Below are 12,158 nucleotides of genomic sequence, written 5' to 3'. Positions count from 1 at the left end.
TCGGGTTAAGGGAAAGTCCATGGGGCGCGAGCGCTCGGGGCGGCCGTCGGCGGCCGCCCTTTTCATGGCGGGGCGCATCGGGCTCATGCTTGCGGGCATCGCCGTCATGGCCTTGGGGATAGACGTGGTGGTGCGGGCCCAGTTGGGGAATTCCCCCATCTCCGCCTGCCCCAATGTGCTCAGCATCGCGTTTCCCGCCGTCAGTTTCGGGTCCTTTATGCTGGCATGGCAGTGTTTTTTGGTGCTGGTGCAAGTGGCCCTGCTGCGCAGCCAGTTCCGGTTGGTGGATTTGCTGCAGATCCCCATTTCGGTCTTCTTCGGCCTGTGCATCGATTTCTTCGTCACAGCGCTGGGCGACACGGCGCCGGCCAGCTATTTCCATTCGTGGCTTTGGCTTGCCGTCGGGATGGCAGTGCTGGCGGCGGGCATCGTGATGACGGTGGTATCGGGCACGGTGATGAACTGCGGAGAAGCGGTGGTGCAGGCGGTGGTGCGCAAAACTGGCGCCCGCTTCGGCACCATAAAGGTGTGCTTCGACCTGGTTTGCGCCGCCTTGGCGCTGGGGTGCGCCTTCGCCTTCACCGGCCATTTGGCGGGCGTGCGGGAGGGCACGGTGGTATGCGCCGTCTTCACCGGGATGATCGTGAACGTGTACATGGGGCTTTACGGGAAGCTGCGCGGGCGACTTAGCCCGCTGCGGGCGCGCAGGCGCGATGCCAAGCAGGCGGAGATGACCCCTGTGACCGAACCATAGCGGCCGGCGCCGAGGGTGCTGCCGCTTCCAGCTATCGCCCAGCCTACGGTATGGTTTCGGCTGGGTCTGTCCCTGCCGCCGCGGCGGCCAGGCGTGAGAACATGGATGCGCAACGGTTCCCGCGGCGGTTTGCCATGCGGGGCCCTGCCGTAGCTTGTAAAAACACGAATCAACAGGAGGCGCATTATGCAGAAGTACGTGTGCGATGTATGCGGTTACATCTACGATCCCGAAGTGGGCGACCCGGACGGCGGCATTGAGCCCGGCACCGCGTTCGAGAACATCCCGGAGGATTGGGTGTGCCCGGTTTGCGGCGTGAGCAAGGATCAATTCTCCCTGTACGAGGACTAAAGCCGGACGGCAAGCGCTACGGTGTTGGAACGGGCCCGGAGCATCCGGGCCCGTTTTCGTTGCGCCGTTACTCCGGTGGCCGCTGGCTGAACAGCCCCGGCTGCTGCGGCAGGTCAAGTCGCGCCCCTGAAACCGCGCAGGAGCGCAGCGTGGCGATGGTGGTGCCGTTTTGGCCGATGAGGGCGAGACAGTTGCTGAAGGTGTATTCCGGATGCTTGCAGGCGGCCGTGTCCCATGTGGGGGCGTAGACGGTGCGCAGCGCTTCGCAGTCCTCGAACGTGCGGTACACGTCGCAGCTGCCGTCCACCGTGAAAGCGGAGATGTCGAGCTGCTGCAAATTCCCGCATCCTTTAAACATTGAGCTGAGGTCGGTGGCGACCGCAGGATTCAAGGCTTGCAGATCCAATTGGCCCAAGGCGTTGCAGTTCAGGAACATGGATGAAAAATCCGTGCCCTTTGTCGCTTTCCAATGGGAGATGTCAAGTGACGACAGCCTGATGCAGCGGGCGAAGGCGGTAGAGAACGACGCGCAGTTTTCCGGCTGCCATCCGGACAGGTCGAGCTCGGTTAGCTTCAAATTGCGGTAGAAAGCGCCGACCATCGTGGTCACGTTGGTCACATTCCAGCTTTCCACATGCAGCTGCTCGAGCGCCGTGCATTCGGCAAACGTTTCCGCCAGCGATGTGCAGCGGGATACATCCAGCCGCCGCAGGTCCATTTCGGTGCAAGCGGTGAAGTTTTTGAACCAGCCGGCCACCGACATTGCTTCCATGGGGTGCTGCACCACCACCCGTTTCGCGTTCATTGCAATGTTCAGGCTGCCGTAGCCCACTTCGTCGTGCCAGGGGGCGCTGGCAAGGGATCCGCTGAAGCGGCGATACCACCGCACCCCCTGCCCCTGGTAGCCATCTTCCCAGTCTTCGGCGGGGTCGGCCAGCACGAAGTGCAGCTCGTTGTTGGTCAGGTACAAAACGTAGGGCACAAGGCCGGTTTTGTACTGGTCTGCCTTTCCGGAAGGGATGTCGGCGGCGGTTCGGTACCCGATGTTCTCCCGCTGCGCCACCCAGGTGCCCTCGGGCAGATTGCACAGGCGGCTTTCAGTGCACCCCTCGAAGGAGAAGGCTTCCCCCAGCTCGATGGTGGTGGCGCGGCAGCCGTCGAACATCCCCGCCATGCTCTGGCAGCGGCTGGTGTCCAGACCGCTCAGGTTCATCGTCTTGCAGCGGGAAAGGCCCGCGAACCAGTAGCTGGTGGCCGTTGGGGCCAGGTTGTCCGGTACCTCCACCGCGCCTATCTGGCCGGCCCACTGGGCCCAAGGTACGTCCTCGGCGCATTGGTAGGCGGTGCGGTCGAAGCCAGTGTAGGCGGCCAGCACCGTCGAGCCGTCGTCAAGGGCGCCCCCTTCCGCTACCGCGCCGCACAGCCGGAAGCTGAGCGTAAGGCCCGTGGCCGGCCGCTCCAATACCAGGGCCTGCCACTCCATTCCGCGGATGTAGCGGCCGGCGGTGCGGTTGGGGATTTCGTCGGGGGTATAGGCTTCCCCGGTTTCCATGCATTTCCATTGGGTGCCGGGCAGGCGGCACAGGGGCTCGTCGCCGCTGCCGCTGAAGGAGAAGGCTTCCCCCAGCGCGATGTCCCGCAGGGCGTCGCACCCGTCGAACATCTCCTCCATGGCTAAGCAGTCGGTGGTGTCGAGCAGGGCCACGTTCATCTTCTCGGCGGAAGAGTCCTGGAACCAGCGGACGCAAGAGGCGGGCGCCAAGGGGGTGTCCACCGTCACGGCGCGGTAATCCCATGAGCTCCAGGGCATCTGCGGCTGCAGGCTGGAAAGCCAGTCGAAGCCCAGATAGGCATGCTTCACCATTCTGCCCTCTCCGGCAGGGACGCTCGGCCACTGTTTTCCGTCGCTCAAGTGCAGCGTGCCGTTTTCGGTGAGGTAGGCCATCGGATTCAGGCGCTGGTACTGGCCCGGCACCGGCAGGGGGTCTGCGGCGTCGTAGTTCCCCTCATCGCCGGACCAGGTGCCCGCCGGCAAGCGGGTGGCGCCGTCGCGGGCTTCCGCGAACTGCCAATTGCTGCCGAAGCGGACGGTTTGCAGCTCCTCGCAATTGGCGAATAGGGGCGTGGTCTGACAGCAGTTCCTGGCGTCAATCTTCTGCAAATCGAAGGTGCTGCAGCTGGTGAACCCGTCGAACCAGTGCTCCATGGAGGCAGGGGAGATGTCGCTTGCGAACACGAAGCGGGAAACATCGGGGGCGGCTTCTGCCCAGGGCAGTTCGGCCCCGTTTCCGTAGCTGCGCTTGTGATCCAGTTCGAAATACTGGTCGTAGAGGCCTTCGTTGTAGCGCTGGAACACCTGGTACAGCTTGTTTCCCAAGATGCCATCGGAGCCGTCCTGGGTGGTTTGCAGCACCTCGTACACCGTCATGGTGCCTTGGTAGAGCACCGCCAAAAGACAGCTGCGGTCGTAGGTGTCGGCGCGGCCGTTGCCGGGGCGCGCGCCCCTGCCTTGGTCCCAAGGGCCGAAGCTTTCCCGCGTGTCCCAGGCGAACCAGGGGGTGCTTCCGCTTTTCACCCGGCTCCAATCCCAGTTTTCGCCCACGGTGATGCGGCGGATGTAAGAGGCGCCGAGCCCGGGGTCGTGGCCGATGCCGCCGTTGGAAAAGCCGCTCAAGTCTACTTCCTTCGTAAAGCAGGTGCGGAACATGTCGCGATAGGATTTCATCGACTGCGGCTGCCAGCCGGAAACGTTCAGCTGCCACCACTCTTCGGTGCAGGCGGCCTGATGGTCGGTGCTCTCCAGGCCGCTCGTTTCAAAATAGTACTGCTTGAAGGCGCCGAAAAACATCTCGTCGAAGCTCTCCACGGCCCTCACGTCCCAAGCGCTCAAGTCGAGATGGCCGCCGGTGGCTTCGGCGAAGGCGCCGCTCATGTCGCGCACCGCCGCCGTGTTCCAGCTGGATAGGTTGAACCCCTCTAAGTGGGCGCCGTCGAAACAATGGCGAAGCGAGGTGACCGACCGGGTGTCCAGCGCCGCCGCAATAGCCGTGAGGCCTGCGCCGCTGCTGCCGGAGAAGCACCAGTCCAACGTGGCGGCCCGGGACGAATCCAGATTCTCCAGCCCCTCCACCGTATCCACGCGCCCCAACTGGCAGAACCAGCCGTTCATGGCGGTGGGGCGTACGGGGTTCAGGAAGCGCACCTTTTTGATGCGCTGCTCTTTGCTGGGGTAAACCTTGCTGGCGAAGTTGCGGTTGCAGGTGCAGAAGGCCGATTGCCCCGTGTCGTCGTAGTGCAGCGGTTGCTGGGCGTCGTAGTAGACGTCGCAGCGCTTGCCCATGATGAAGTAGTAGGGGCCCTCGCGGGTGATGTCCCCCTCTTCGACGGCGGCGAAGTTCACGCTCTTGTCCGTGTCGCAATAGAAGGCCACGATGGTCTGGGGCTCTTCCGCATCGGGCGCGAAACTGTTGGCCACGCGGTCGGTGGCGGTGTAGAAGGCGCCGGCGCCGGCCACGGTAACCGCCGCGGCGGCGGCAAGGGAGGCCAGGGCGCCCATGAGCCAGCGGCCCCAGGGAAAGCGGCGTGCAGGAGATGCCATGATGATCCTTTCTGGAACGAGGGAGCAGGCGGGCCGGCCGTGGCGAGGCGGCCGGGCGGGCAAAGGGCCGCCTCAACTGCGCCGGTTGCCGCGGGCCGCAAGGGCCAGGGCCCCGCAGGGGGCAAGGGCCGCGAGGGCCAGTGCAGCGATGGCGCCGAACCCGTCGCCGGTGAGGGGCAGGGGGCCGGGGGTGCCCTCCGCGCTTCCCGGCCGCCCTTCCGGACCCGGGTCGCCCCCGTCGTCGCCGGAAACGGGTGCGTCGTGGGCGGGGCCGCCCTGCTGGGCCGATGCGAAGAACTCCCACCGCACCGCGCCGGTTTCCGCCGCCAGCTCCGCGGGCGTGTCCGCCTCAAGCGTTGCCTCGAAGCGAAACGTCTCTTCCTGCCCTGGCTGCAGCAGGCAAAGCGTCACCGCTTCCGGATGGGCGGGGGAGACGTGCCCCACCGCCGCCCCTTCGTCGTTTGCGATAACAGTGCTCAGGTGCTGCCCCAGCCTGTTTTGGGCCGGTACCAGCCGCACCTCCATCATCACCGCCTGCTGGCTGCTGTTCGCGCAGGTGAACTGCCCGCTTTGGGTTTGCCCGGGCCGAAACGGCTGCATGTGGGCGAAAAAGTCGGAGCCGTTTTCCGTAAGGGGGCTGAAGGGGTCGCGGTATTCCACCCGGTAAGGTTGCGTCTCGCCTGCCCAGGCCAAAGGGGGTTCGGGAAAAGCACCGGCAAGCAACAGCGCGAGGCAGGCGATGGCGGCGATGATGGATTTCATGGGGCGTCTTTTCTATTTGGGCAGCCAGCCGGAGAGCTCAAGGGCGTCGGCTGCGGTGGCGATGTTGCTCTTCTGGGCGGAAAAGGCCTCCACGTTGATGGCCACCGTTTCCGGAAGCGCCTTTACCTCGTCGCCGGTGATGGCGGGGCTGAAGGAAACCGAGTTGAACAGGGGCGAAGTGGACTGCCCTTTGGCAATGGTGCCGTTATAGGCGAACACCTCGTGCTTTTCGCCGTTGCTGTTCCAGCTTTCAACTGAGGTCCACTGATTCTCCCTCGTGCCGGTGTTTAGCTGGTTCAATGCGAACAGCGGGCTGTCGGGGCTGCCGTCCACCGTGCCAAGGGGAACGGACACCATGAGGAAGGCGTAGGCCTCCACTCCTTCGGTGTTGGTCACCAGCGGGTTCTTCTCCAGCTCAGTGCCCGGCAGCACGGTATGGTTGCCATCAGGGTCCCAGTCGGTTTCCTCAACTTGGATGGCCAGGGTTTCCCCGCCACCGCCGCCGTAGAGGGTGAACGTGTTTTCCGCGGTGCCATTTGCGGTGAAGTACGCCACTGCCGCCCCGGCGAACACGGCACCGCAGGCGGCCAGCGCCACGGTCACCTTTCCCATGTCCCTGAGGAACTTTTTGCGATGCTGCTGCTTTTGCTTTTGCACTGTGCGCTCCTTTCACGCGTTGAACTATGGCCACGGCCGCTGCGGCTGCTGCCAGCGCGCCGTTGATTCCGATGAGAATCGCGGCCACCGCGCCGCGCCTCTCCTGGCCCCACATAACCGCCTGCCCCAACAGCGGCAGGTGCAGCGCCACCTTCCCCCGCACGCACTCGGGGGAAACCGGCGCCGCATCCGCTGCGTCGTTGGCGTCTCCCTTGGTGCGCAGGCGCCCGTCGGCCCCTACCTCCGCAACCCGGTGCACCACCACTTGTCCCGCCCCGTCGAAAGCGCACACGTCTCCCGGTTTCAGCTGGGCGGCCGGGGTGGCGTCCACCCATACCATCGAACCGGTGGGGATGGCCGGCTCCATCGAGCCGCTCACTATGGCGAAGGGGGTGTAGCCGACCGCCGGGGCACCCGTCGTGGCCGCTGCCAGTGCCAGCGCGACGGCCAGCTGCAGCGTAAGGGCCGCTGAAACCAACGTTCGCAGCCAGGATGGGGATGAAGGGAAGCTCACGACAGGTGCCTTTCGGTGGGGGAGCCCCGCCAAGGGGCCTTGCAGGGGCCACTATAGGTTCCGCAATCGCCAACGGGGCGCCAGCTCGCCATCAGCCCGACCACAGCAAAAGCGCCAAAAGGCGCCGAGGTTGCCGGCCCGAAGCGTTGCCCGGCCGTCGCCGGGGCCGCTTTGCCCCTGCGGGGGCGCGCCGCCGTTTCGCCGCGGATTCCCTTGTTCGCATGCCCCCGGCAAGCGGGGGTTCGCCAAAGTGGCGCTGCCGTTTCGCTGCATGTTCGCCATCCAGTGCCCAAAGCCGCTTGGCGCATCTGGGCTCAGCGAAAAAGACTTTTGGTGCATAACCCCGTTCTCACCAGGTAAAACTCATATTTTACCCCGCTGGGGTAATGGTGTTTTCCGCCAGCGCCCCCTATAAATGCATGCCAACGAAACCCCGAAAACAAGTAAAGGAGGGACCATGGACGAAGAAGAGAGGTCGAAGGCGGGAGAGCCTTCGCAGGCTTCTGTCCAGACGGAGGGGGTCGCAAGCCCCAAACCCAAGAAGGGCCACAAGCGCGGGTGGATCACCGCGGGCGTGGTGGTGGCCATCATCGCGGTAGCGGGAGTTGGTTTCTGGGTGTGGCACGAGCAGCCCAGCTTCTGCAACGCCATCTGCCACAGCCCGATGGACTACTATGTGGAAACCTACGAGGAGAACGACCCCCACAAGGGCATCACGGTGCACGCCGAGAACGACGTCACCTGCCTGAAGTGCCATGAGGCCACTCCGTGGCTGCAGCTGCAGGAGCTGGCCGGATGGGTGTCGGACAACTACCCCATGACCCCCGACGGCACCAAGCTGGCCGACGGCAAGGAGTTCGCCAGCGAAGCTTTCTGCGCCGCCAGCGGATGCCACCATGGGCTGGGCGACACCTACGACGAGATTTCCGCCAACCTGTGGGGCTTTTCCGGCAACGACGAGAAGTACAACCCCCACATCAGCCATCAGGATCTGGACTTGGAGTGCGGCGATTGCCACGGCATCCACGAGTCCAACGTGCTGGTGTGCAACGAGTGCCACAACCTGGAAATGCCGGAAGGATGGGAGGCCCCCAGTGAGCAGTAGTGTATCGCGCCGCAGCTTTCTCCAAGGAGCCGGACTCATGGCGCTGTCCGGCCTGGCCGCCGGCACCCTGGCCGGGTGCGGCAAGGGCTACACCGCCCAAGAGCCCAACAACCCCCGCGTGGGCGACTTCGGCGTGCCCAGCTGGCTGGGGGAGGCGCCGGTGATAGAGGAGAGCCTCATCACCGAAACCGTGGAAACCGAAGTGCTGGTGGTGGGCGTGGGCACCGGCGGCATCCCCGCCATGATCAGCGCCGCCGAGAACGGCGCCCGCGTGCTGGGCATCGATCGCCAGAACAGCCCCCGCAACGTGCGCGAGGACATCGGCGCGGTGGATTCCCGCCTGCAGCAGGCCTCGTTCGAGGAATTCCCGCAATTCCGCATCGACAAAACCAACATCGTGCAGGAAATTGCCACCCACGCCAACGGTTTCGTGAACTACGACCTGGTGAAGCTGTGGGCCAACGAGTCCGGCGCCATGATTGACTGGCTGACCGACATCATCCAGCGCGACGGCAAGATGGTAATGGAGTTCGAGGGCGGCGTGGGCAACATTGATGAGCCCGGCATCCGCAAGGCGTTCGCCACCGGCCACAGCCCCCAGCCCACCGAGCTGGCGGACGAGGAGTGGGGCTTTGCCGAGTCCATCTTGGCCTACGCGGCCGAGCAGGGGGCCGAAGTGCGCTGGCGCACTGAGTTTATCAAGTGCGAGCAGGACGAAAGCGGCCGCGTGACCGGCGTCATCGCCCGCGCAGTGGATGACGACCGCCACTACCTGCGCATCAACGCCAGCAAGGGCGTCATCCTCTCCACCGGCGGCTACGGCAACAACCTGGAGATGATGGAAGACCGCCAACCCTGGAACCAGAAGCTGCGCATCGCCGCCCCCGGTTCCGGCGGAAACCCCACCGGCTCCGGCATCAAGGCCGCCATGTGGCTGGGCGCCACCATCGACCCCATCGGTGCCGCCGTCACCTTCAACCGCGCTTGCGTGAAGCCGGACCAAACCGCCGGCGACGGCGTGCTGGGCCGCTGGTTCTGGTTCGGCGAGCAGCCCTTCCTGAAGCTGAACCTGAAGGGCGAGCGCTTCTGCAACGAGTCGGGCCCCTACGATTACATGCTGCACGCCGCTTACATGCAACCGCACCACACCTATGTGGACATCTGGGACGCCAATCACGCTGAGCAGGCGGAGATGATGGACGAGGTGGGCTGCTGCCGCCTGTTCCCCTTCGACAACGGTGCCCGCAACAACATCCCCATGGCCGTGGTGGACGGCATGATCGAGAAGCTGATCGAGGACGGTTACGTGCAGAAGGCCGACACCATGGAGGAGCTGGCCCAGAAGCTTAACCTGCCGGTGGAGGCCACCGTGGCCTCGTGGCAGCGCTACAACGAGTTCGCCACCAACGGCGAGGACACCGACTACTGGAAAGAGCCCCATCGCCTGCTGCCCCTCACCACGCCGCCCTTCTACGGCGTGCGCACCGGCGCGTGGTTCCTGGCCACCATCGACGGCGTGTCCATCGACACCAACATGCACCCCACCGATGCGGACGGCAACCCCATCCAGGGGCTCTACCTCACCGGCAACGACTCCGGCGGTTTCTTCAGCGTCAGCTACCCCAACCTCATGACAGGGCTGGCCTGCGGCCGCACCATGACCTTCGGCCGCCGTGCCGGCATGCTCGCCGCCACCGGCCAAGCCTAAGGCGTTTCCCCCTTGCCGCCCCTTTCCAGTTACGGGAAGGAGCGGTTTTCGTTTACGAGGAACCCCCTCCGCCCCGCGCGCCTTCGTGCGCCCGGTTCGCGCCCTCCAGCCCGCGCCTTCGTAGGGCAGACATTCTATGTCTGCCTGGGGTGCAGCCGCATGCGGGCTGTCCGTTAGGCAGAAATAGAATCTCTGCCCTATGAATACACCTGCACCTCTCCGAGCATGTCAGGGGGACGTTCACTTATGACACACTTATCGCTATCTGGGGTTTTGCTGTTTCTGCGCGGCGGCGGGCATAGGCCCAGGTACAATGGGGCAAACGGAAGGAGGGCACGTGGGCGTTTTTGCGGAGGGCTTGTTCGCGCCAGGCGAAGAGAGGAGCGCCGAAAGGCGGCTGTTCCTGGCCGCCACGGCGGCGCTGTCTCTGGTGCTGATGGCGGGCACCGAAATGAACTCCCACGTGTTTCCCCTCTTCGACCCCATCTTCACCTTCGCCCGCGACATATCGGTGACGGCCCATGCCGTTTCCCTGCTGGTGCTGGGGGTTGTGGCCTACGCTTACGCGAAGGTGCTCACTCCCAGAAGTTTCGCGGGGCTGTCCTTCGCCTTTCTCATTGCGGGGGCGGTGGGGCTTTCCGCCTCGTTGGTGGCCGCATCTCCGCTGCTGCTCACCTTGAGCGCCAGCGTGTGCGCCATCGGGCGGGCCGGCGCCTCGCTTCTGGTGTGCCTGGCGCTGGTGCTTCTGCCGTTTCGCGCCCAAGTGCTGGCCATCTGCGCCGCCTACCTCTTGCAGTCGGCGGGCCAGCTGATCACCCCCTTTATCCCTTCGCTGGTGTCGCTGGGATTCTTCCAACTGTTTCCCCTGTTCGCCCTCTTGCTGGTGGTGCGGCCCGGCGCCGAGGTGATGGGCCGCGCCTGCGCCCATGAGGCGCCGCGGGATCTGTCGGTGGTGCGCCCCGCATCGTTCGTGGCGCCGTTTTCAACCCTGTTCGTTTGCCTGTTCCTGTTCCAGGCGGCCTTCGGTTTCGCCCTGCGCTTCGGGGAAGTGGACGGTGCGTCTCCGTTCATGAACCTGAACTGGCTGTTCGTCATCGCCCTTTCTACCTTGGCGCTGAAGGGCGGCAAGTGGTTTTCCATGGACGGCGCTGTGTCGTTCGCGGCGCTGGCGGTGGTGGGCGGCTTTTTGCTGGTGCTGTCGGGGAATCCCTTTTACGATTCCGGCGCGGTGGTGCTGCTCAACGGCGGCAACAGCCTTTTCTCCATGGTGTCGCGCATGGTGCTGGTGGCCATTGCTGCCCGCAACGTGGCCGGTTCGGTGACGGTGCTGGCCTGGGGCCTCGGCGTCACCTCTCTGGGCAGCCTGGTGGGCGCGGCGGCAGCCATGCTGTGCAATCACAGCGCCCAAGCCAACTACCAGCTGCATTTCGTGCTGCCGGCCCTGTTCCTCATAGTGTTCGTGGCCTACATGTTCTTCGTGATGCGCAATTTCTCGTTTTCCGGGGCGGTGGCGGAAGTGGAGCCGCTCACCCTGGCGCCGTCCGCGGCGGCCCAGCAGGAGAGCTTCCAGGAGAAGTGCCTTTCCATCGGCCAGCGTTTCGGGCTTTCCCCGCGCGAGCAGGAGGTGTTCGCTATGCTTGCCCGCGGCCGCGACCGCGCTTACATCGAGGCCGATCTGGTGGTTTCCAAAAACACGGCGAAGGCCCATGTGAAGCACGTCTACGCCAAGCTTGGCATCCATTCCCACCAGGAGTTGCTGGATTTGGTGGAGAAGGGGTAGGGAAGCCGGCCTCCGTGCGTTTTCTGCGCAGGAGCAGGCGCCCGTTGTGGGAATCTGCGGGCGGTACAGCCGCTGGTCTGGGGGATTTGCGGTTTTTGCCCCGCAGAGGATAAGCTGTGGCATAATGGGCAAGTTTGAAACCGCACGAAACGTGCGATTGCGCATGTGTACATATATGAAGCCTCAAGGAGGAGCCATGGCAAGCATTTCCACCGCCGATTTCAAGAACGGCATGTGCATCATCAACAACGGTAAGATGTGCACCATCGTCGAGTTCCAGCATGTGAAGCCCGGCAAGGGCGGCGCCTTTGTGCGCACCAAGCTGAAGGACATCAAAACCGGCCGCGTGGTTGACTACACCTTCAACGCCGGCACCAAGTTCGATTCGGTGCGCCTGGAAACCAAGAAGATGCAGTACCTCTACAACGACGGTGCCGATTACAACTTCATGGACAACGACACCTTCGAGCAGCTGGCCATCCCGGCCGAAACCGTGGGCGCTGCCGCCGACTGGCTGAAGGAGAACGACGAGGCCACCCTGCTCTACGCCGGCGACGAGCTGATTTCCCTGGAGCCCCAGATGTTCGTGGAGCTGGAAGTCACCCATACCGAGCCCGGCTTCAAGGGCGACACCGCCACCAACACCACCAAGCCCGCCACCCTGGAAACCGGCAAAGAGCTGCAGGTGCCCACCTTCATCGAGATCGGCGACGTGCTGCAGATCGACACCCGCGACGGCCGTTTCATCAAGCGCGTGTAGGGGTTCCGACGGCCTGACGGCCGTCGGACTACTCGTCCGCCTAAAAGCCACCCAGCACTCCATCTTGGCGTTCAGGCCTTTCCCTCACGCACCGCAGTGCGTTCGGCCGGCCTTCAAGCCAATCTGGGGCACTGGGTGGCTTTTATGCTGCTTGCGTGGACCTGTGTTG

Annotated in this window: 9 protein-coding genes and 1 pseudogene; 6 read left to right on the top strand and 4 right to left on the bottom strand. The window is 64.5% G+C overall.

Annotated elements, in window-relative coordinates:
- Positions 1 to 19: 19 nt before the first annotated feature.
- Positions 20 to 754, top strand: coding sequence for a YczE/YyaS/YitT family protein (locus DMP11_RS01125; RefSeq protein WP_123184648.1), 735 nt, complete (start codon positions 20 to 22; stop codon positions 752 to 754).
- Between the two features lie 186 nt (positions 755 to 940).
- Complete coding sequence (rd, locus tag DMP11_RS01120) at positions 941 to 1,105, top strand: rubredoxin (RefSeq protein ID WP_123184647.1); 165 nt, start codon at positions 941 to 943, stop codon at positions 1,103 to 1,105.
- 67 nt (positions 1,106 to 1,172) lie between these two features.
- Here the strand turns inward: rd and DMP11_RS01115 are convergent, their stop codons facing one another.
- The 4 genes and pseudogenes from DMP11_RS01115 to DMP11_RS10665 form a co-directional block, all read right to left on the bottom strand.
- Positions 1,173 to 4,703 carry a BspA family leucine-rich repeat surface protein gene (locus DMP11_RS01115; RefSeq protein WP_123184646.1) on the bottom strand — a complete coding sequence of 1,177 codons (3,531 nt, stop codon included), beginning with the start codon at positions 4,701 to 4,703 and terminating at the stop codon, positions 1,173 to 1,175.
- A gap of 72 nt (positions 4,704 to 4,775) precedes the next feature.
- Positions 4,776 to 5,465 (bottom strand): hypothetical protein, encoded by a 690-nt coding sequence (locus DMP11_RS01110; RefSeq protein WP_123184645.1) that lies wholly within the window; start codon positions 5,463 to 5,465, stop codon positions 4,776 to 4,778.
- A gap of 12 nt (positions 5,466 to 5,477) precedes the next feature.
- On the bottom strand, positions 5,478 to 6,122 hold the full coding sequence (locus tag DMP11_RS10245; protein WP_235869355.1) for a hypothetical protein: 645 nt from the start codon (positions 6,120 to 6,122) through the stop codon (positions 5,478 to 5,480).
- A gap of 130 nt (positions 6,123 to 6,252) precedes the next feature.
- Positions 6,253 to 6,636: pseudogene (locus tag DMP11_RS10665) on the bottom strand (signal peptidase I); the annotation flags it as partial.
- 457 nt (positions 6,637 to 7,093) lie between these two features.
- Here DMP11_RS10665 and DMP11_RS01095 point away from each other — a divergent pair.
- The 4 genes from DMP11_RS01095 (at position 7,094) to efp (ending at position 11,989) form a co-directional block, all read left to right on the top strand.
- On the top strand, positions 7,094 to 7,741 hold the full coding sequence (locus tag DMP11_RS01095) for a cytochrome c3 family protein (RefSeq protein ID WP_123184642.1): 648 nt from the start codon (positions 7,094 to 7,096) through the stop codon (positions 7,739 to 7,741).
- 37 nt (positions 7,742 to 7,778) lie between these two features.
- Complete coding sequence (locus DMP11_RS01090; RefSeq protein WP_123184641.1) at positions 7,779 to 9,449, top strand: FAD-binding protein; 1,671 nt, start codon at positions 7,779 to 7,781, stop codon at positions 9,447 to 9,449.
- A gap of 337 nt (positions 9,450 to 9,786) precedes the next feature.
- On the top strand, positions 9,787 to 11,229 hold the full coding sequence (locus DMP11_RS01085) for a helix-turn-helix transcriptional regulator (RefSeq protein ID WP_161555259.1): 1,443 nt from the start codon (positions 9,787 to 9,789) through the stop codon (positions 11,227 to 11,229).
- Between the two features lie 196 nt (positions 11,230 to 11,425).
- Positions 11,426 to 11,989 (top strand): elongation factor P, encoded by a 564-nt coding sequence (gene efp, locus DMP11_RS01080; protein WP_123184639.1) that lies wholly within the window; start codon positions 11,426 to 11,428, stop codon positions 11,987 to 11,989.
- The last annotated feature ends 169 nt before the right edge of the window (positions 11,990 to 12,158 follow it).

It is taken from the genome of Parvibacter caecicola (assembly GCF_003725335.1).
Lineage (GTDB): Bacteria > Actinomycetota > Coriobacteriia > Coriobacteriales > Eggerthellaceae > Parvibacter > Parvibacter caecicola.
Note: the sequence above shows the minus strand (reverse complement) of the source record. Positions and strands in the feature narration are given on the sequence as shown.

Bases quoted from the DNA above. Each gene is read 5' to 3' on its own strand.
- DMP11_RS01125 (WP_123184648.1), top strand. From the start codon at position 20: ATGGGGCGCGAGCGCTCGGGGCGGCCGTCGGCGGCCGCCCTTTTCATG.
- rd (WP_123184647.1), top strand. From the start codon at position 941: ATGCAGAAGTACGTGTGCGATGTATGCGGTTACATCTACGATCCCGAA.
- DMP11_RS01115 (WP_123184646.1), bottom strand. From the start codon at position 4,703: ATGGCATCTCCTGCACGCCGCTTTCCCTGGGGCCGCTGGCTCATGGGC.
- DMP11_RS01110 (WP_123184645.1), bottom strand. From the start codon at position 5,465: ATGAAATCCATCATCGCCGCCATCGCCTGCCTCGCGCTGTTGCTTGCC.
- DMP11_RS01095 (WP_123184642.1), top strand. From the start codon at position 7,094: ATGGACGAAGAAGAGAGGTCGAAGGCGGGAGAGCCTTCGCAGGCTTCT.
- DMP11_RS01090 (WP_123184641.1), top strand. From the start codon at position 7,779: ATGGCGCTGTCCGGCCTGGCCGCCGGCACCCTGGCCGGGTGCGGCAAG.
- efp (WP_123184639.1), top strand. From the start codon at position 11,426: ATGGCAAGCATTTCCACCGCCGATTTCAAGAACGGCATGTGCATCATC.